Source organism: Pseudomonas sp. Z3-6, from assembly GCF_051131985.1.
GTDB classification, from domain to species: Bacteria; Pseudomonadota; Gammaproteobacteria; order Pseudomonadales; family Pseudomonadaceae; genus Aquipseudomonas; species Aquipseudomonas zanjanensis.
Map to the genome: position 1 here is coordinate 2964080 of NZ_CP071644.1, position 19383 is coordinate 2983462.

Annotated in this window: 15 protein-coding genes; 6 read left to right on the plus strand and 9 right to left on the minus strand. The window is 62.5% G+C overall.

The window, feature by feature from the left end; all coding sequences use genetic code 11:
* The first annotated feature begins 377 nt into the window (after nt 1-377).
* From J3P88_RS13690 to J3P88_RS13705, 4 genes are read left to right on the plus strand one after another with little or no spacing between them, the layout of a single operon-like run.
* Nucleotides 378-860, plus strand: a complete 483-nt coding sequence (locus J3P88_RS13690) for a formate dehydrogenase subunit gamma (RefSeq protein ID WP_186704805.1) — start codon at nt 378-380, stop codon at nt 858-860.
* A complete protein-coding gene (locus J3P88_RS13695) occupies nt 854-2413 on the plus strand; it encodes a formate dehydrogenase beta subunit (protein WP_434575878.1) in 1560 nt (519 codons plus the stop codon). The genes J3P88_RS13690 and J3P88_RS13695 overlap by 7 nt, the downstream gene beginning before the upstream one ends.
* The gene (gene fdhF / locus J3P88_RS13700) at nt 2410-5286 is read left to right on the plus strand and encodes a formate dehydrogenase subunit alpha (protein ID WP_186704807.1); all 2877 of its coding nucleotides are present in this window, start codon (nt 2410-2412) and stop codon (nt 5284-5286) included. The genes J3P88_RS13695 and fdhF overlap by 4 nt, the downstream gene beginning before the upstream one ends.
* On the plus strand, nt 5283-5504 hold the full coding sequence (locus J3P88_RS13705; RefSeq protein WP_186704808.1) for a formate dehydrogenase subunit delta: 222 nt from the start codon (nt 5283-5285) through the stop codon (nt 5502-5504). The genes fdhF and J3P88_RS13705 overlap by 4 nt, the downstream gene beginning before the upstream one ends.
* A 98-nt stretch (nt 5505-5602) precedes the next feature.
* Here J3P88_RS13705 and J3P88_RS13710 read toward each other — a convergent pair whose 3' ends face one another.
* From J3P88_RS13710 to J3P88_RS13730, 5 genes are all read right to left on the minus strand, one after another.
* Nucleotides 5603-5923: an isochorismate lyase gene (locus tag J3P88_RS13710; protein WP_434575880.1), complete on the minus strand. Its 321-nt coding sequence runs from the start codon at nt 5921-5923 to the stop codon at nt 5603-5605.
* A gap of 62 nt (nt 5924-5985) precedes the next feature.
* Complete coding sequence (locus tag J3P88_RS13715; RefSeq protein WP_434575882.1) at nt 5986-6504, minus strand: cysteine hydrolase family protein; 519 nt, start codon at nt 6502-6504, stop codon at nt 5986-5988.
* A gap of 772 nt (nt 6505-7276) precedes the next feature.
* Nucleotides 7277-7990 carry a FadR/GntR family transcriptional regulator gene (locus tag J3P88_RS13720; protein WP_186728727.1) on the minus strand — a complete coding sequence of 238 codons (714 nt, stop codon included), beginning with the start codon at nt 7988-7990 and terminating at the stop codon, nt 7277-7279.
* 163 nt (nt 7991-8153) lie between these two features.
* Nucleotides 8154-9680 carry a UxaA family hydrolase gene (locus J3P88_RS13725; protein ID WP_434575883.1) on the minus strand — a complete coding sequence of 509 codons (1527 nt, stop codon included), beginning with the start codon at nt 9678-9680 and terminating at the stop codon, nt 8154-8156.
* 17 nt (nt 9681-9697) lie between these two features.
* The gene (locus tag J3P88_RS13730; RefSeq protein ID WP_434575885.1) at nt 9698-10708 is read right to left on the minus strand and encodes a zinc-binding alcohol dehydrogenase family protein; all 1011 of its coding nucleotides are present in this window, start codon (nt 10706-10708) and stop codon (nt 9698-9700) included.
* 299 nt (nt 10709-11007) lie between these two features.
* Between J3P88_RS13730 and treA the strand changes: the two genes are divergently transcribed.
* Nucleotides 11008-12636 (plus strand): alpha,alpha-trehalase TreA, encoded by a 1629-nt coding sequence (gene treA / locus J3P88_RS13735; RefSeq protein WP_186704813.1) that lies wholly within the window; start codon nt 11008-11010, stop codon nt 12634-12636.
* A 385-nt stretch (nt 12637-13021) separates the two neighbouring features.
* Here treA and J3P88_RS13740 read toward each other — a convergent pair whose 3' ends face one another.
* Complete coding sequence (locus J3P88_RS13740; RefSeq protein ID WP_434575887.1) at nt 13022-13975, minus strand: diguanylate cyclase; 954 nt, start codon at nt 13973-13975, stop codon at nt 13022-13024.
* 3 nt (nt 13976-13978) lie between these two features.
* Nucleotides 13979-14989, minus strand: coding sequence for a response regulator (locus J3P88_RS13745; protein ID WP_186704815.1), 1011 nt, complete (start codon nt 14987-14989; stop codon nt 13979-13981).
* A 299-nt stretch (nt 14990-15288) separates the two neighbouring features.
* On the opposite strand from J3P88_RS13745, the gene J3P88_RS13750 reads away from it, so the two are divergent.
* Nucleotides 15289-17661 (plus strand): bifunctional diguanylate cyclase/phosphodiesterase, encoded by a 2373-nt coding sequence (locus tag J3P88_RS13750; RefSeq protein WP_434575889.1) that lies wholly within the window; start codon nt 15289-15291, stop codon nt 17659-17661.
* A gap of 11 nt (nt 17662-17672) precedes the next feature.
* Here J3P88_RS13750 and J3P88_RS13755 read toward each other — a convergent pair whose 3' ends face one another.
* Together J3P88_RS13755 and J3P88_RS13760 are read right to left on the minus strand one after the other, a co-directional pair.
* Nucleotides 17673-18110 (minus strand): phosphate ABC transporter substrate-binding protein, encoded by a 438-nt coding sequence (locus tag J3P88_RS13755; protein WP_434575891.1) that lies wholly within the window; start codon nt 18108-18110, stop codon nt 17673-17675.
* A gap of 11 nt (nt 18111-18121) precedes the next feature.
* A complete protein-coding gene (locus tag J3P88_RS13760; RefSeq protein WP_434575893.1) occupies nt 18122-19354 on the minus strand; it encodes a porin in 1233 nt (410 codons plus the stop codon).
* Nucleotides 19355-19383 lie beyond the last annotated feature (29 nt).

The following is a 19383-nucleotide window of genomic DNA, read 5'->3' on the forward strand; positions in this document are numbered from 1 at the left end:
ATATATTGTGTTTGTAACCTTGTGTTGTGATCCAGCAAAGCAATCGCCACGCTGGCAGTCAGGGAAACGGCCAGTAGCCACCGATCGCCGTGCGTCGCCTACAATCACTTGTGTATCTGACCTCCCGCGGGCGTAGGACAACTTTTCCCGCCTAGTCGCTTTCAGAACACGTTTCGTCGTCCATGTGCAATCGCCAACCCCCGGGAGTGGCAAGCTGTGAGAATGCCTCGGACCAGGTGCGCCAAAGACACCTGGCCGGAGAGCGAGAATGGCGATCGGATGTGCCACGCTACCGTGACGTGGGCCGGACGCCGCAGCCAAGACTCCGGACGGCTGCCGCTATGCGGCGGTGTCGTTCGAGATGCCGAGGTACGTTTATGCCCGATGAGACGCTTCACCTGCCCATGATCCACAGCGTGCTTGCGCGCGAAAAGGACACCCCCGGTGCCTTGCTGCCCATTCTCCATGCCATCCAGGCAGGCTGCGGGTATGTCCCCGACAGCGCCGTCCCGGAGATCGCCCACGCCCTCAATCTCAGCCTGGCTGAAGTGCGCGGGGTCATCAGTTTCTACCACGATTTCCGTACCACGCCGCCGGCGCGCCATACCCTGCGCCTGTGCCGGGCCGAGTCCTGCAAGAGCATGGGCGCCGAAGCCCTGGCTGCGCAGTTGCGCGAGCAACTGGCGCTGGACGATCACGGCACCAGCGCCGACGGCAGTATCAGCCTGCGGCCGGTCTATTGCCTGGGCGCCTGCGTCTGCTCGCCGGCCCTGGAACTGGACGGGGAGTTGCATGCGCGGATCACGCCCGAGCGCCTGCGTCAGTTGGTGAATGACTGCAGGGAGGAGGGCGCATGCTGACGCTCTGTATCCCCCGCGATTCGGTGGCCCGTGCCGTGGGCGCGGACAAGGTCGCGGCTGCGTTGGCCGTTGAGGCTGAACGTCGACAGTTGCCGTTGCAGGTGTTGCGGACCAGTTCCCGTGGCCTCTATTGGCTGGAGCCACTGGTTGAGTTGGAGACGCCTGAAGGGCGCTTGGGTTTTGGCCCGGTCACGGCCCAAGACGTGCCGGCCCTGCTCGATGCGCTGGCCCATGATCCGGGCGGCCATCCTGCTGCCCTGGGACTGGTGGAGAACATTCCTTATCTGAAAAGCCAGCAGCGCCTGTTGTTTGCCCGTGCTGGCATCACCCGGCCCTTGTCCCTTGATGACTATCGTGCCCAAGGCGGGTTTCTCGGCCTGGCCCGGGCGATCCAGATGGATGGCGCCGAGGTGGTCGCCAGTGTGCTGGAGTCCGGCCTGCGCGGCCGCGGCGGCGCGGCGTTCCCGGCGGGCATCAAGTGGCGCACTGTGCGTGACGCGCAGGGGCCGCAGAAGTACGTGGTCTGCAATGCCGACGAAGGAGACTCCGGCACGTTTGCCGACCGCATGCTGATGGAAGGCGACCCCTTCCTGCTGATCGAAGGCATGATCATCGCCGGCATCGCCGTGGGCGCGACCATGGGCTACATCTACGTGCGTTCGGAATACCCGGACGCCGTCAGTACGTTGAACGACGCGCTGCACATCGCTCGCGAGGCCGGTTACCTGGGCACGAACGTGAGCGGCAGCGGTCGCGCCTTTGAGCTGGAAGTGCGAGTCGGCGCCGGCGCCTATATCTGTGGCGAGGAAACCGCGCTGCTGGAATCCCTCGAGGGCAAGCGCGGCACGGTGCGCGCCAAGCCGCCGCTGCCGGCGCTGCAAGGCCTGTTCGGCTTGCCGACGCTGGTGCATAACGTACTGACCCTGACCTCGGTGCCGATCATCCTGGAGAAAGGCGCGCAGTTCTATCGCGACTTCGGCATGGGCCGCTCCCTGGGTACGATGCCGTTCCAACTGGCCGGCAACGTCCGTCATGGCGGCTTGGTGGAGCGCGCTTTCGGCCTGAGCCTGCGGGAGTTGGTGGAAGGTTATGGCGGCGGTACCGCCAGCGGTCGTCCGCTGAAGGCCGCGCAAGTGGGCGGGCCGTTGGGCGCCTGGGTGCCGCCTTCGCAATTCGATACGCCGCTGGACTACGAAGCGTTCGCCGCCATGGGCGCGATGCTCGGCCACGGTGGTGTGGTGGTCGCCGACGACAGCCTGGACATGGCCCAGATGGCCCGGTTCGCCTTGCAGTTCTGCGCCGAGGAATCCTGCGGCAAGTGCACGCCGTGCCGGATCGGTTCCACCCGTGGGGTGGAAGTGGTGGACCGCTTGATCGCCAGCACCGAAGCCGGTGACCGCCAGGAACAGGCCCTGCTGTTGCAGGACCTGTGCGACACGCTGCAATACGGTTCGCTCTGTGCCCTCGGTGGGATGACGTCCTACCCTGTCGCCAGCGCCCTCAAGCATTTCCCCGCCGACTTCGGTCTGGCGACCACGGAGGCTGACCAATGATCACCATCTTCGATCCCAGCACCGATATCGACCTGGGCACCCCGGCGCGTGACAGCGACGTGCAGGTCAGCCTGACCATCGACGGGCGCGAAATCAGCGTCGCCGCGGGCACCTCGGTCATGCGCGCCGCGGCCATGCTCGGCACCACCATTCCCAAGCTCTGCGCCACCGACAGCCTGGAAGCCTTCGGCTCCTGCCGCATGTGCCTGGTGGAAATCGACGGCATGCGCGGCTATCCCGCGTCCTGCACCACGCCGGTAACGGAGGGCATGGTGGTGCGCACGCAAACCTCCAAGCTCGCCACGCTGCGGCGCAACGTGATGGAGCTGTACATTTCCGACCACCCGCTGGATTGCCTGACCTGTTCGGCCAATGGCAACTGCGAGTTGCAGACCGTGGCGGGGCAGGTGGGCCTGCGCGAAGTGCGCTACGGCTACGAGGGCGCCAACCACTTGGCCGAGGCCAAGGACGTTTCCAACCCGTATTTCGACTACGACCCGAGCAAGTGCATCGTCTGCAGCCGCTGCGTACGCGCCTGTGAGGAAATCCAGGGCACCTTCGCCCTGACGATCACTGGGCGCGGTTTCGATTCCCGGGTGGAAGCGGCCGGCGGTGACAACTTCCTCGATTCCGAATGCGTGTCCTGCGGTGCCTGCGTGCAGGCGTGTCCGACGGCGACCCTGATCGACAAGAGCGTCGTGGAGATCGGCCAGCCGGAGCGCAGCGTCATCACCACCTGCGCCTATTGCGGCGTGGGCTGTTCGTTCCGCGCCGAGATGAAAGGCGAACAACTGGTGCGCATGGTCCCGGACAAGAACGGCCAGGCCAACCACGGCCATTCCTGCGTCAAGGGCCGCTTCGCCTGGGGCTACGCCACGCACCCGGATCGCATCACCAAACCGATGATCCGCAAGCACATCAACGACCCGTGGCAGGAAGTCAGCTGGGACGAGGCGGTCACCTATGCCGCCAGCGAACTGCGCCGGATCCAGCTCAAGTACGGGCGCGATTCCATCGGCGGCATCACCTCCAGCCGCTGCACCAACGAAGAAACCTACCTGGTGCAGAAACTGGTGCGTACCGCGTTCGGCAACAACAACGTCGACACCTGCGCCCGTGTCTGCCACTCGCCTACCGGTTACGGTCTCAAGCAGACCCTGGGCGAGTCCGCCGGCACGCAGAACTTCGACTCGGTGATGAAGGCCGACGTGATCATGGTGATGGGCGCCAATCCCACCGACGCGCACCCGGTGTTCGGCTCCCAGCTCAAGCGCCGCTTGCGCCAGGGCGCACGACTGATCGTCATCGACCCACGGCGCATCGACCTGGTGGATTCGCCCCACGCCCGCGCCGAGCTGCACTTGCAACTGCGTCCGGGTACCAACGTGGCGATGCTCAACGCGCTGGCCCATGTGATTGCCACCGAAGGTTTGATAGACCAGCCTTTTGTCGAGGCTCGCTGCGAGGCGGCGGACTTCGCCCGCTGGCGCGATTTCGTCAGCCAGCCGGAAAACTCGCCCGAAGTCCTCGGCCCGGTGTGTGGCGTGCCTGCCGAGCAGATCCGCGCCGCCGCACGGCTCTACGCCACTGGCGGCAACGCGGCCATCTACTACGGCCTCGGCGTTACCGAGCACAGCCAGGGCAGTACTTCGGTCATGGGCATTGCCAACCTGGCCATGGCCACTGGCAACATCGGTCGCGAAGGTGTCGGGGTGAACCCGCTGCGTGGGCAGAACAACGTCCAGGGCTCCTGCGACATGGGCTCGTTCCCCCACGAACTGCCCGGCTATCGGCACATCTCCAACGAAGCGGTGCGCGCCGAGTTCGAGCAAGCCTGGAACGTGACCTTGCAACCCGACCCGGGCCTGCGTATCCCGAACATGTTCGAGGCGGCGCTGGACGGCACCTTCAAGGCGCTTTATTGCCAAGGTGAAGACATCGCCCAGAGCGACCCCAACACCCAGCATGTGACGGCCGCGCTGTCCGCGCTGGAATGCGTGATCGTCCAGGACATCTTCCTCAACGAGACGGCCAAGTTCGCCCACGTGTTCCTGCCGGGCAGCTCGTTCCTCGAGAAGGATGGCACCTTTACCAACGCCGAACGCCGCATCTCCCGCGTTCGCAAGGTGATGGACCCGTTGGCCGGCAAGGCCGATTGGGAAGCCACCATCGCCTTGGCCGACGCCCTGGGCTACAAGATGCATTACAACCATCCTTCGGAAATCATGGATGAAATCGCCCGCCTGACGCCGACGTTCTCCCGCGTCAGCTACGCCGAACTGGAGCGCCACGGCAGCCTGCAATGGCCGTGCAACGATGCCGCGCCGGACGGCACGCCGACCATGCACATCGAGCAGTTCGTGCGCGGCAAGGGCCGCTTCATGCTCACCGGCTACGTGCCCACCGAGGAGAAGGTCAACAACCGTTATCCGCTGCTGCTGACCACCGGCCGCATCCTCAGCCAATACAACGTCGGCGCCCAGACCCGGCGCACCGAAAACGTCGCCTGGCACGAGGAGGACCGTCTGGAAATCCATCCGACCGATGCCGAGAACCGCGGGATCGTCGACGAAGACTGGGTCGGCATCGGCAGCCGTGCCGGGCAAACGGTACTGCGCGCGAGGGTGACCGAGCGAGTGGCACCGGGCGTGGTCTACACCACGTTCCACTTCCCGGAATCGGGCGCCAACGTGATCACCACCGACAACTCCGACTGGGCCACCAACTGCCCGGAATACAAGGTCACGGCGGTGGAGATCGTGCGGGTCAGCCAGCCTTCGGAATGGCAGAAGCGTTACCAGGCGTTCAGTGATGAACAAGGGCGCCTGCTGAGGGAGCGTCGCCATGCCGAGAAAGCGGAGGTGCGTCGATGAGCTCTGAAAGTCTGATCAAGATGGCCAACCAGATCGGTCAGTATTTTGCCAGTGAGCCGGACCACGCGGTGGCGGTGCGTGGTGTATACCAGCACATCAAGAGCTTCTGGACGCCGACCATGTGCCGCGACTTGATGGCCTGGCAAACGAAACATCCCGACGCTGTCCTGCACCCGTTGGTATTGGCGGCGTTGATGGAGTTTGCAGAAGCGGCTTAGGAAGGAATGCTGTAGAACCTGCACACAGCCCCGGCCGGCGCCCTCGTCAACGACGAAGGGAACCGACCGGGGCTGTGTGTATTTCAGTTATTGAAAAATCAGTTCCGGGATGGATGAGCCGCCCAGTGTTTCATTTCTTCGGCAATGAAGTGGCTCACCAGGTCGCTGTACATTTTTTCGATGGCATCCGGGCTCAGGCCCTCGGCCTCGGCCCATTCCCGCCGTGTCGCCAGCATCGCCTTGAAACGCTCCGGCGCCCGTACCGATGTCGCCAACGTCTTGAACTTCGAGGCCGCGAGTACGTATTGAAAACGTTTGCCCAGCAGTTTGATGACGGCCTGATCGAGGGCATCGATTTCGCCTCGGATGTCCTCCATGTTGACGCATTCCGAGGGTTGTAGCCGATTGCAGACTTCCATGTGGATCACTCCTTTGGTTTGAGCAGGATCGGCCCGGCCTGGGCCGATGTTCTGATGTGGGGTTAAAAATCCCAGTCCTCGGCGCTGATGACCCGGCAAAAGGGCCCGGCCAGCGTTGTGTTGTGATGGGCGATGATCACGGGCGCCTTCACGTCCAGCGTGTCGGCACACGTGTGACCATTGGCGATCAGCACGGCATCGAAGCCCAGGTCCCGGGCGGCACGGCACGTGCTGTCGACACAATACTGGGTTTTCATGCCTGCAATCACCACACCTTCGGCGCCACAGGCCTTCAACTGCTCGGCCAGACCGGTCATGGCAAAGGCATTGGGACGGGTTTTTTCGAAGATCACCTCGTTGCCTGCCAGCCGCAATTGCGGGAGCAGTTGCGTCAGTGGACTTCCCGGCTCGATAGGCGAGCCAGGCGGACCGACATGGCGAGCCAGGAAGACAGGGGCACCGGCGCTGTGAGCCTTGGTCAACAGGGCATTTAACGTATCCAGCAGCGCTTCACCTGCCCAAGGTTTATCCGGGCCGTGAAACAACCCAACTTGCATATCGAGAATCAACAGTGCGTGCATCGTGCTTTCCTTGCGTTTGGGCCAGCGACGCAAGGGCAAAAGAAAAGGCCCTTACCATCGACTGGCGGGCCTTTGAGATACGTGTGTTATTCGCTCACGACACCTCACGACCCGCCTGGGCGGTCGTGGTCGTGGTGGTCGAGGTGATCTTTGGGGCATTCATGGTGCTGACAATATCGGCACGCCGTTGGGTTTGGCAAGCGGGGGTGTGAACTTGCTTGTGAAAGCGGTGGCGACTGTGCCGCCGCCATCGCGAGCAGGCTCGCACACAGGTGGCTTGGACTGGTCGCAATCGAGGTACATCACCGATCAACTGTGGGAGCAAACCTTCGAGAATGCGTTGCTTGATGACGCCGAACACACCTGTGGCGAGGGATGCGCAGCAGTCGTAAACACCGGGCGCTGCGCTGTGCCTGACGAAACACTGTGGCTGGGTTGGGGCCGCTTCGCAGCCCAGCGGGAGCAAGCTCCCTCGCCACGGGAAGTAAATTCCCAGGAGATTTTCAGACCGCCGTTGGTCCCGCTACAAAGCATCCAAAAGGCGCTCAGCCTCTCAGGCAGATTGCCAAACCTGAATGTCCCAGGCCAATGCGATTCCCCTGTGGGAGCAACTGTCTTGGATGGTTTATTTAGCCACCGCCTTCGCGAGCAGGCTCGCTCCCACAGGTGACTTGGGGGGGCGCCACATCGAGGTACACCACCGATCAACTGTGGGAGCGAGCTTGCTCGCGATGGCATTTGACCCGTCAACCACGATCCCAAAACCGCCGGACTAGTCGCCCGAGTCTTCCGGTTCCAGCGCTTTCAGCCAGCGGTTCTCCGAACGGCTCAGATGCTGGCGCATCGAGGTTTGGGCACCGAGTACATCTTTGTGGGCCACGGCGCGCAGGATCGCTTCATGCTCGATGACCGCAGCTTCCCATGTCAGGGCATTCTCCGCATGCTTGCTCAGGTGCGCCGAAATCGGATTGTGTCGTTCATCGAACAGGGCCGTGATGATCCGCACCAGGGCAGAGTTGCCGCTCATCTTGGCCAGGCGCTGATGGAATTTACGGTCATCCTCCAACGGCGGCAGGCCGCTGGCGATGCTTGCGCGCATGGCGTCGATGCAGTCCTGCAGATAGCGGTAGTCACTTTTCTTGCCATGCAGACACGCCAGGATCACTGACTCACCTTCGATCAACGCCCGCGCCTGCATCAGTTCCGAAGGGCTCTCGCCCAAGGTCATGCTCGGGTGCCTTGCATCCTTGGAGATGGCGCGCACGTACACGCCGGAGCCCATCTTGATTTCGATGTCGCCGTCTATTTCCAGGGCGATCAGGGCCTCGCGAAGCGACGGCCTGGAGACTCCCAACAGTTGGGTCAAATCACGCTCGGGAGGAAGTCGAGCGCCTGGTTTGAAATCCCCCTGGGCGATGTAGCTGCGCAGTTGATCGGCGATTTTCTGATACGGCTTGCGTTCGGCGGCGTTGATCGGCGAGACCATGGGGTGAGCGTCCATCGGAAAGTCCGCAAAGGCTACCATAGCGGCTGAGGTGGGAGCGGGCTTGCTCGCGAAAGCGGCGGTACATTCAGCATTGATGCAAGCTGACCCGCTGCCTTCGCGAGCAAGCCCGCTCCCACAGAGAAGGGTGCAGTGACGGCCTCAATCACATCACCGCACCGATCTGCCAGGGCAGGAACTCGTTATCGCCCAAGCCATTTTCCTCGCTGCAGGTGCGGTGCCCGGACGCGGTCGCCAACATCAGTCGGAACAACCGCTCGCCCGCCTGTGCAACCGATTCCAGGCCATCGACGATGCCGCCGGCGTTGAAGTCCATGTCCAGCTCCATGCGCTGGAACAGCTGGGTGTTGGTGGCGATTTTCAAGGAGGGCGTGGGCTTGCACCCATAGGTCGAGCCGCGGCCCGTGGTGAAGCAGATCAGGTTCGCGCCGCCCGCCACCTGGCCGGTCGCCGACACCGGGTCGTAGCCGGGTGTGTCCATGAACACCAGGCCACGGGCATCGATCGTTTCAGCGTATGGGTAGACGCCCATCAGCCCGCTCGCACCGGCTTTCGCCACGGCGCCCAGGGATTTCTCCAGGATGGTGGTGATGCCCCCGGCCTTGTTGCCCGGCGAAGGATTGTTGTTCATGTCACCGTCGTTGTGGCGGACGTAGGCTTCCCACCAATGGATCCGCGCCATCAATTTTTCGGCAATGTCGGCCGACGCGGCGCGGGCCGTCAGCAAGTGTTCGGCCCCATAGATTTCCGGTGTCTCCGAAAGGATCGCCGTGCCGCCCTGTTGCACCAGCAGGTCCACGGCCGCGCCGAGTGCCGGATTGGCCGTGATGCCGGAGTAGCCGTCCGAACCGCCGCATTGCAAGCCGACGCATAAGTGGCTGGCGGCAACGGTCGTCCGCTGGCATTGGTCGATGAGGGGCAGCATCGCTTCAATGAGGGCGATGCCACGTCGCACGGCGTCGCGAGTGCCGCCTTCGTCCTGGATGACCAGGCTGGCCTTGAGCGCCGCGGGGCGATCCCCCAGTTCATTCATCAACGGGGTGAGTTGATTGACCTCGCACCCCAGGCCGATCAACAGCACACCGGCGAAATTGGCGTGATCGGCATAGCCGCGCAGGGTTCGCTTGAGAATATCGATGCCTTCGCCCTTGGCACCCATGCCACAGCCGCTGCCATGGGTGATCGCAACGACGCCGTCGACGTTGGCGAAGTCTCTCAAGCGCTCGGCAGAAAAGGCGTTGGCAATCTGCTTGCAGACGGTTGCCGAGCAGTTGACGCTGGAAATGACCCCGATGTAATTGCGCGTGCCGACGCGTCCATCCTCGCGGACGTAACCTTCGAAGGTCGCGGGGTTGTCGCTCAACGACGTGGGGACATAAACGTTCCGTACGCTGTGTTCGGCAGTGGCGGCGGGCATGTCCAGGTTGTGCACGTGGACGTGATCGCCGGGCTCGATGGCCTGGGTGGCCTGGCCGATGGTCTGCCCGTACTTGAGCACCCGCTGGCCGACCAGCACCCTGCGCAAGGCGATCTTGTGGCCGGACGGAACCGTCTGCCGGGCGATCAGGGTGAGGCCGTCGGCACTCACCGGCTGGCCCTCGAGGATATCGCCTCGGGCCACCGCGACATCATCACCGGGTGCCAAAACAAGCAAAGCAGAAGGCGGGTTCATGGGGCGTCCTCCGATTCCTAGCACTCGATGATTGCCTTGACGACACCTTGCTTGGGGTCGAGCAAGGTAGCGAACGATTGGGGCACATCGTCCAGCGTCAATCGGTGGGTGTTCAGGGCCGCATCCGGAATCAAGCCGTCGCGCAGGCATTGCTCGACGTACCGGAAGTCTTCCTGGGTGGCGTTGCGGCTGCCCATCAGCGTGGCTTCGCGCTTGTGGAATTCAGGGTCGGAGAAAGTGATCGAGTCCCGAACCACCGAGATCATCACGTAGGTGCCGCCGTGGGCGATGAACTCGAACCCTCGCTCCATGGCCCGTGCATTGCCGGTGGCGTCGAAGACCACGTCAAAAAAATCGCCCTCGGTCAGATCGGCCAGGGCCTGCTTGTCGCCGTCTCCGATGTGCACGGCGGCGTGGATATTCAGGTGTTGCCTGCAGAACGACAGGCGATCCTCACGCGTATCCAGGACGGTGACTTTCGCACCGCGCAGGCTGGCGAAGATCGCCGCCGCCATGCCGATCGGGCCGGTACCGACCACCAGGGCGTGTTTCTGCGCCTGGATGTTCGAGCGACGTACGGCGTGGGCGCCGATCGAGAGGAATTCGATCATCGCGGCCTGGTCCAGGGAAACCCCCGCCGCCTTGTGAACGAACGCATGGGGAACGCTCAGGTATTGGGTGAACGCGCCGTCGCAGTGGACCCCCAGCACCTGGATCTGGGTGCAGCAGTTGGTCTTGCCCTGGCGGCAGGCGATACAAGTCCCGCAGGACAGGTACGGCATCACATAGACGACGTCACCCACAGCCAGGCCGCTGGCCTCGTCGGTACCTTCCACGACCCCGGAGAACTCGTGGCCCATGACCCGCGGATATTCGAGGTACGGTTGGTTACCGGTGAAGATGTGCAGGTCCGTGCCGCAGACCCCGACGCGCTTGACCCGGATGAGCACCTCCCCGGGTTTCCTGAGGGGGCGCTCACGCTCGATGGCGGTGAGCGAGCCGGGTTCGTTACAGATGATCGTCAGCATGTCGATGCTCCTTGGCTGGCGTCCAGGCAGTCACTGCCTGCAGGCGGGAGGAGGGGTGTGAACACGCGGTTGCCGGGACCGGGGTGCTCTTTTTTGTTGTAGGTGAGCGGTGACCTGCACCAATGACCTTGGCCCGAAACTACAGGCCGAAAAGAATATTGGCAAGACCAATTAATAAAAAAGCAGATTGGACTGACCAGTGGGGCGGGGCTCGTCTGACATTGCATCATTGACTGAACCCAGGTCCATTTCGACAGGTCACTGGTTTGTCAGAAATGAAAAACAGGATGGACCCTCTGATGCGACCTATTGCCCTCACCAGCCTCTCCTTCGTCGCGCTGATGTGCGTGGCCTGCTCAAGCCAACCGCCTGCCACCTGGAGCTACGCCGACGCCCAGGGACGAGCCAATCTCCCCCCCGACCAGGCCTACCCCGAGCTTTTTGAAGCGGTGCAGCGTGGGCAGGTATTCACCGACCAGAAGCATTTCGTGGACGCATTGCCCAACCGTGATCCGGCCCGGATCCGCGCCGATTACCTGGCCCAACGGGGCCGCGACGGCTTCGATATCAAGGCCTTCGTGAAAGACAACTTCATCGAGTCCGGCGCAGCCGAAAGCCCGGCCCCCAGGCCCGGCGCTCCGATCAAGGAACACATCGACAACCTCTGGCCGGTGCTGAGTCGCTCCTACAGCCAGGTGCCGGCCTACAGCAGTTTGTTGCCATTGCCGCAGCCGTATGTGGTGCCCGGCGGACGCTTTCGCGAGATGTACTACTGGGATTCGTATTTCACCATGCTCGGGCTTGAGCAAAGCGGCGATAAGGCCCAGGTCCGCCAGATGACCGATAACTTCGCCTACATGATCGACACCTACGGTCACATCCCCAACGGCAATCGCACCTACTACCTGAGCCGGTCGCAGCCGCCATTCTTTGCCTACATGGTGGAGTTGCAGGCGCGTATCGAAGGTGACCAGGCCTATGGGCGATACCTGCCGCAGTTGCAGAAGGAGTATGCCTATTGGATGGAGGGCGCCCAGGCGCTCAAGCCCGGTGACGCTGCCCGACACGTGGTCAAGCTCGCCGATGGCAGTGTGCTCAACCGCTACTGGGATGCCAGCCCGACACCTCGACAGGAGTCCTGGTTGCAAGATGTCAGCACCGCCGAACAGGTGCCGGAGCGGCCCAAGGAGGAGGTTTGGCGTGATCTGCGCGCCGGCGCCGAAAGCGGCTGGGACTTCAGTTCGCGCTGGTTGGACGACGGCCAGAACCTGGCGAGCATTCGCACCACGGCCATCGTGCCCGTGGATCTCAATAGCCTGATCTATCATCTGGAGCACACCATCGCCAAAGCCTGCGAGACGGTGCAAAACATGGCCTGTGTCCAGGCTTATGGCCGGCGCGCCGAACTGCGCCAGCGGGCCATCGAGAAGCATTTGTGGAATGCCGACAAAGGCTTCTACGTGGACTATGACTGGCAACGCAACCAGCAACGCCAAGGCCTCACGGCCGCGACGCTGTTCCCGCTGTACACGGGCCTGGCCGCTGTCGAGCATGCCAATCGCACCGCCGATGCGGTGCGTGACGGCCTGTTGCGCCCCGGGGGTATCGCCACTACCCAGGCCAGCAATGGCCAGCAATGGGACGAACCCAATGGCTGGGCACCGCTGCAATGGGTCGCGGTGGAAGGACTGGAGCGCTACCAGCACACCGCGCTGGCGCAACAGATCGGCAGTCGTTTCTTGCAGCAAGTCGAGAACCTCTACGGCAAGGAAAACAAGCTGGTGGAAAAATACGACCTGTCCGGTCGCGGCGATGGCGGGGGAGGCGGCGAGTATGAATTGCAGGATGGCTTTGGCTGGACCAACGGGGTGACGCTCATGTTACTGGGCAAGTATGGCGAGACGTCTCAAAGCCTGGTGGGTAAGTAAATGCCACACACACATCCCCTGTGGGAGCGGGCTTGCTCGCGAAAGGGGTGGTTCAGCCACATTGAAGGTTGCTGACGCGCCGTCTTCGCGAGCAAGCCCGCTCCCACAGGGGATGTGGGGTGTGTCTCAAGCCTCACCATCGCGCGGAAAAAAACTGTGGGAGGGCACAAATCTCCTCTATCCGAATCGAGACGCACTTGTGGCGAGGGAGCTTGCTCCCGCTCGGCTGCGCAGCAGTCGCAAAAGCGGTGTGCGCGGTGTGCCTGGCGAAACGGTGTGGCTGATTTGGGGTTGCTGCGCAACCCAGCGGGAGCAAGCTCCCTCGCCACAAGTGCCGGTGTTGGATGGGCTGGATGTGATCGGGTACTGAGCCGTTGCGGGCTCGCTACTCATGCACCGTAACCCGGTTGCGCCCGGTCTTCTTCGAGGTATACAGCGCCTGGTCCGCCCTGGCGATCAGGTCGGCGTGGTCGTTCGCGGGCTGGCTCAGGTCGGCCACGCCCAGGCTGATGGTGAAACGGATGGCCTGGTCGTTGTACTGCACTTCCAGCGCTTCGACGGCCTGGCGCATACGCTCGGCAAAAATCCGGGCGCCGGCCTTGTCGGTGTCTGACAGCACCACGCCGAACTCTTCCCCGCCATAACGCCCAGCCACGTCGGATTCGCGTACATGCTCGCGCAGCAGCCTGGCGACATGTTCGATGACCTTGTCGCCCGCCTGGTGGCCGTAGGTGTCGTTGACCCGCTTGAAGTGATCGATATCGAGCATCACCAGGCTCAACGCATTGCCGTAGCGCTGGTGCCGGGCGTAGGCGGCTTTGAGGTTGCTTTCCCAATGACCGCGGTTGTACAACCCCGTCAGCCGATCGGTGCTGGAGAGGAGTTGCAGCTGTGCGTTGGCGGCTTGGAGCTGATGCCGGTTGGTGGCGACGTCGGTGACGTCATAGATCACCAGGCAGATGTGCTTGATGGTGTTGTCCGGCGAGCGCAACGGCAACAGGGTGGTGTTCTGGTACATGAACGCTTCCTGGCCGGTGATCGGCTGGTAGCTCTTGAAGCGCATCAGGTACGGACGCTGCTCCCAGACCGTGAACGCCGGCGTGCCCAGGGTCGCGACGCTTTCCACCTTGCGGCTGAACCATTGGCGATCGATTTCAGGGAACAGGCTGAAAAAATGCTGGTTGTGGGCGTCCTTGGGCTGCACCCCGGAGCGGTTCTCCATGAATGTGTTCCAGACTTGCACGCGGTACTCGCGGTCGAGCACCACCACCCCGACGTCGATGCTCTGAACGATCGCCAGCAACCAGTGGAACTCGTTCAGATCGATGGATTCGCTCATGGCTCAGTTCATCAGGTAGGCAAGTTTATGGGTCAACCGTTCGATGGAGTCCTCCGTGAACAGCAGCAACAGGTCGAAACGAATATCGTGCCCCTCCAGGCTGTAGCTGATTTCCACCGCCAGGGTCTTTTTCCAGTGCTTGCTGTTGTCCCGGATCAATTCCTCGATGGCGGCGTGCTGGCCGAGAATCTGCGGGTGGCCCTGGGAAAACACCACGTCGATCTGTTCGGCAATGCTGCTCAGGCACGCGCCGATCAAGACGCTGGAAAGGTCCAGCAGCATCTCCAGGTCCGAATAGTCGGCGCTTTGGCGCTGCATCAACTGCGCGATATCGGCGATCTCCGAGTCGTGGAAGATCAGCAAGGCTTCGCCGGCGATGCCGCTGCCGATAAACCCCTGGCAAATGGCGGTGAGTTGCTGGGAGCTGCCGACATCGTTCAAGGCCATGTGCAATTCCCCGACCTCGAGGAGGTTGACGTTCGGCACCGGCAATTGCACGAAGACCCCCAACACCTTGGCGATCAGCGCCGCCGCCCGGCCGATGGCCACGTTGACGGTCTCGCGGAACGCATCGTGGAAACCGATGGCCACGTTCGTGGCCGAACGATTCTGCGGCGGCACCTGCCCGGGTTGGGCCAGTAGCCCCAGCCGCGCCAGCGTCTGGCGCAGGTCGTTTTCGTCGAACGGTTTTTTCAGGAACGCCAGGGCGCCCAACTCCAGCACGCGGCGCACCGCCTCATCCTGGACGTCACCGGAAATCACGATCACCTGCGCCTTCAAGCCCTCGTCGCGCAAGGCGCTCAACACTTGGTAGCCATCCATCTCCGGCATGGTCAGGTCGAGCAACACCACGTGGCCCAGGCCTTGGCGTATGGCGTCCATGGCCTGGCGCCCGTTGACCGCCTCGGTGACCGAAACCGGCCAGTCCGCCGGCAGGGCACGCAACACCTGTTTGCGCGCCATGTTGGAGTCGTCACACACCACCAGAGGGATCAACGACACAAGGACATCCATCGAATTTCAATGGCTGGAGAGGAGGTGTTGCGTACTTCATTCATAGGCTTGCAAAGACCCTTTTGGTTAACGAATCGGGTTTATCAAGCGTGGTGTCCAGCACCAGACACCGCTGGACACGGTTGTATTGAAACTGGACCAATAAGTCAGGGACGTCAACTGCACTTCGTCATCGAATCCTGGGCAAAGCCACGGTCGGCGCGCGATTGGGCGTGGCAGGCGCGGTTTGTGGTCTATAGTTTTCAGCAGGCGGTCGGTGACCCGCAGTCCGTCAGTGGGAACAATGCAGGGAGCACACCATGGCGATCCAACGGGCGAGTGTCATGACGTCGGCCCCGAGTGTCGTCCATCGAGAAAACGCCCAGGCCGATGTGACGAACAATCTGTTTCGGCGCGGTTTCGACCAGGCCAGGGAAGCCTATATCCTGTTCCCGTTGCTGGCGGTCCTGCTGCTGTTGCTCATCTGGGCCGGCACCCTGTACCTCATCAAGGTCGAACACGCTCGTGCGCAGCAGGGAATTGCCGAAGCGAGCCTGGAGATCGGCGCAACCTACGAAGCGCAGATCCTGCGGGCGGTGCGTGAAATCGACCAGACCCTCAAGCTGGTCAAGTACACCTACGAGTCCGAGCGGGAGCCCAACCCGTTGCCCAAGCTCAAGGCACGCGGCTTGCTGCCTTCTCCCTACTTGTTTGACGTCAGCGTTGTCGATGCCAGTGGCCGGGTCGTGGCCAGTACCCAGCCGAGCGAGGCCGGAAGCAGGATGGCCAAGGACGCGCTGCAAACACCAGGGCCGGACACGGCGCTGTCGATTGGCCGCCCGCGGAAAAGCCCGGCGACGGGGGAGTGGACATTGCGTTTCAGTCGGCGGCTCGATGAAGGAAATGGCGGGTTCGCCGGGATCGCCATGATCGAGGTCGACGCGGCCTATTTCGTCAGCAGTTATGACCCCTCGAAACTGGGCGACCACGGCTTGCTCGGCCTGCTGGGCATCGACGGTATCTTCCGGGCACGGCGCAGCGGGGAAACGATCTCGGCCGGTGACCCGATCGATTACGCCAGCGTGGTGCCGGATACGGAAAACACCGAGGCCGTACGCGCGATCAACCCATGGGACGGTGTGCGGCGCTATACCAGTGCCCGCCAGCTCTACGACTTTCCGCTGGCGGTGATCGTCGGTTTGTCCGAGGAAGAACAACTGGCTGCGGTGACCCGGCAGGCGCAGCGCTATCTCTGGCGCGCGGCGGGCGCCAGCCTGCTACTGGTGTTGTTGGCGGGACTTCTCGCGCGGATGAGCTGGCAGCTGGCGCAAAGCCGCTTGCGCGCGGGCGAAGCGAAAATTGCCTACGCGGAAAGTGTCGAGTACCTGGCCTATCACGACGGCCTCACGGCATTGCCCAATCGCAGCCTGTTCAGCAAGTTGTTGAGCCAGAGCATCCGTGAGGCCGACCGTTACGATCGGCAATTGGCCGTGTTGTTCCTTGACCTCGACCGTTTCAAGCAAGTCAATGACACCCTCGGGCACGATGCCGGCGATCAACTGCTCATGGAGGTGGCGCAGCGCCTCGAGGCGTGTCTGCGCAGCAGCGATACGGTGGCCCGGTTGGGCGGCGACGAATTCGTGATCCTGCTGCCGGAGCTGTCGCAGGACAACGACGTGGCGAGCGCCGCGCAGAAAGTCCTTGGTGCGATTGCCCGGCCTTTCAACCTTCAGGGCCAGGAGTTTCGGGTGACTGCCAGCCTCGGGATCAGCGTGTTTCCACCGGATGGCCTGGACGAGCAGACCCTCACGAAAAACGCCGATATCGCGATGTACCAGGCCAAGCAACGTGGCAAGAACAACTTCCAGTTCTACTCCGCGAAACTGAACGCCGATTCCCTGGAACGGCTGACCCTGGAGCTGAGCCTGCGCCACGCGCTGGAGCGCCAGGAGTTCCAACTGCATTACCAGGCCAAGCGGGACATTCGCAGCGGCCAGATCACCGGCATGGAAGCACTGCTGCGCTGGAATCATCCCGACCTGGGGATCGTGGCGCCCATGCAATTCATCCCCATTGCGGAAGAGACCGGTTTGATCGTGCCGATCGGCAAGTGGGTGCTCAAGACCGCTTGCCAGCAAAACGTCGCCTGGCAACGCCAAGGCCTGCCGCACCTGGGCGTCGCCGTGAACCTCACGGCACGGCAGTTTGCCGATGAGGACCTGCTGGCGGATTTGGCCGAGATATTGGCCGAAACCGGTATGGATGCGCGCCTGCTGGAACTGGAAATCGCCGAGCGCCTGCTCATGCAGGACGTCAAGAGGGCGCTGAGTGTGTTGACCGGGCTCAAGCGCCTGCAGGTCCGTATCGCCATCGATGATTTCGGTATCGGCTATTCGTCGCTCTCTGCCCTCGAACAGTTCCCGTTGGATGTCATCAAGATCGACCGTTCGTGTATCTGCGACACCAGCAGCGTGTCGGAAGACAAAGCCCTGACCGAGGCCATCATCGCGATGGGCCGCACCCTCAGCCTGACCGTGGTGGCCCAGGGCGTGGAAACCAAGGAGCAGGCCGATTTCCTGCGGGACAATGCGTGCGATGAGTTCCAGGGTTTCTACTTCAACAGGCCGATTCCCGCCGATCAGTTCAAGTTATTGCTGCAGGCCCAGGCAACTGATCCAAACCTCGATCCGTAAGGGCTCGCCATTCATTGCGGCTCGAGCGGCAGAGCCCTGACGCTGTCATCCAGCTCCCGCGCGTCGATATAGCCGATGGTGTCGGGGTTCTCGGCAATACGTTTCTTGACTTCCGTGGCGCTTGAAACCGCCAGTGGCGGCTGGCCCCTGCCGGTGAAGATGATTTTTGACCAGTGCGCCTTGAGCTGGGCTGCGGACTTGCTGGTGATCGTTGTGTAGAACTCATCGCGGGTCGGGGAGTCTTCTGTCTGGTCAATGGGAATCGCCTGGCCACCACCGGGAAAACGACTGGCCTTGCCCAGGAAAATATCCGCCACCTGATTGCGCGCGAGTGTCTTCACCGGGCTGGCCGTGGCGACGACCACCACCACGTCGGCCTTGACGGCAGCGCTGGCGGCGCCCAGGGCGAGTCCCGCCACAGCGAATCCGATGAATCTCACAACCCACATGGCCTGCTCCATCAGAAGACAAAATCCACAGCCAGGCTGATGACGTTGAGCGAGCCCCCCGACGTGAAGTCCGGTTGGGGATTGATCAACGGACCGACCGAGTTGCCCTTGAAACGCGTGTGATCGAATTGCACTTTGGCATCCATGTTCCTGGTGAAATCCCAGCGCACGCCCAGAGAGAGGGTCTGCTGGCCTTCGTTCGAGCCCAGGACGCTGTTGAGCGCACCGTTGAGCTCGGCGGCCGTGCCCGCCAAGGCGGGTGGCAACGCCGCTATCGTCAGGCCCGGGCTGGAAACTTCGGTTTCGGTCCGGGAGCGTGCGTAGGTGACGTAAGGCGTGAACGCTTCGATGCGGTACCCGCCGCTGATGTACCAGGCACTGGTGCGGCCCAGGCCGGAACGGCTATCGAGACGCCCCCATTCACTCATGACGAACCAGTCGCCCGGATCGTAGCTGGCGCCCACGCCGAGAAATTCGACGGGGGTGTCATCGGAGTCGTAGCGATCGGCAATGGCGATGCCTTCTGTGCCGAACGCCCTGAACGTATCGAAGAGTGAATTGAACTGCTCCAGGGTCAGGTCGGCTTTCATGTAGGTGATGCGCGTGGTGAGCACGTCGAACTCGGTGGTATTGGTGATTCCCCAGAAGTTTCTCGTCAGTGCCTTGCCGGCCCCGTCGGGCTGCCGGCTGTCGGTCTGGCCGTAGTGAGCCTGCACGGTATTGATGATTGCATCGACATGAAACCGGTAGCTGCCATCGATGCCGTCGCTGCTGGAAATCGGCATCAGGCTGTAGACTTCCATGGGTGCGCGTACCCAGGGCAGGGTATAGCCCACTTTACGGGTGTCGGACACCAGGAAGGTCGGCAACACAGTACGGCCAATGCGTGCGTTGAAATCCGGTGTGAATTGGTACTTGATGTTGGCCCACTCGACGAAGGGCCGGTAGCTGTTGTCGTAGCGCTGCTCGGAAATGACCTGCACCACGGCCGAAAGCTGCGGGGTGAAGGTGGCGGTCAGTTGGGCGCCTATCAGGCTGTCGACATCGGCGCTCCAGTTGCGCGAATGCCCGGCGCCGTTGGGCTTGAAGATGCTGGACGTGAAGTCGGCTTTTTTCTCGCTGGAATGGACGATCCCCACCGTGCCGAAACTGCTCAGCGAGAACATGTCGGCCGAGTCAGCACTGGCGCCGCCGGCGTACAGCGTCACGACGATCAGGGCCAAGGTATTGGGCTTGTTCACCATGGGCTCACGGTGACCTCGTTGCGTGGATC

Bases quoted from the DNA above. Each gene is read 5' to 3' on its own strand.
- J3P88_RS13690 (WP_186704805.1), top strand. From the start codon at position 378: ATGCCCGATGAGACGCTTCACCTGCCCATGATCCACAGCGTGCTTGCG.
- J3P88_RS13695 (WP_434575878.1), top strand. From the start codon at position 854: ATGCTGACGCTCTGTATCCCCCGCGATTCGGTGGCCCGTGCCGTGGGC.
- fdhF (WP_186704807.1), top strand. From the start codon at position 2,410: ATGATCACCATCTTCGATCCCAGCACCGATATCGACCTGGGCACCCCG.
- J3P88_RS13705 (WP_186704808.1), top strand. From the start codon at position 5,283: ATGAGCTCTGAAAGTCTGATCAAGATGGCCAACCAGATCGGTCAGTAT.
- J3P88_RS13710 (WP_434575880.1), bottom strand. From the start codon at position 5,923: ATGGAAGTCTGCAATCGGCTACAACCCTCGGAATGCGTCAACATGGAG.
- J3P88_RS13715 (WP_434575882.1), bottom strand. From the start codon at position 6,504: ATGCACGCACTGTTGATTCTCGATATGCAAGTTGGGTTGTTTCACGGC.
- J3P88_RS13720 (WP_186728727.1), bottom strand. From the start codon at position 7,990: ATGGTCTCGCCGATCAACGCCGCCGAACGCAAGCCGTATCAGAAAATC.
- J3P88_RS13725 (WP_434575883.1), bottom strand. From the start codon at position 9,680: ATGAACCCGCCTTCTGCTTTGCTTGTTTTGGCACCCGGTGATGATGTC.
- J3P88_RS13730 (WP_434575885.1), bottom strand. From the start codon at position 10,708: ATGCTGACGATCATCTGTAACGAACCCGGCTCGCTCACCGCCATCGAG.
- treA (WP_186704813.1), top strand. From the start codon at position 11,008: ATGCGACCTATTGCCCTCACCAGCCTCTCCTTCGTCGCGCTGATGTGC.
- J3P88_RS13740 (WP_434575887.1), bottom strand. From the start codon at position 13,975: ATGAGCGAATCCATCGATCTGAACGAGTTCCACTGGTTGCTGGCGATC.
- J3P88_RS13745 (WP_186704815.1), bottom strand. From the start codon at position 14,989: ATGGATGTCCTTGTGTCGTTGATCCCTCTGGTGGTGTGTGACGACTCC.
- J3P88_RS13750 (WP_434575889.1), top strand. From the start codon at position 15,289: ATGGCGATCCAACGGGCGAGTGTCATGACGTCGGCCCCGAGTGTCGTC.
- J3P88_RS13755 (WP_434575891.1), bottom strand. From the start codon at position 18,110: ATGTGGGTTGTGAGATTCATCGGATTCGCTGTGGCGGGACTCGCCCTG.
- J3P88_RS13760 (WP_434575893.1), bottom strand. From the start codon at position 19,354: ATGGTGAACAAGCCCAATACCTTGGCCCTGATCGTCGTGACGCTGTAC.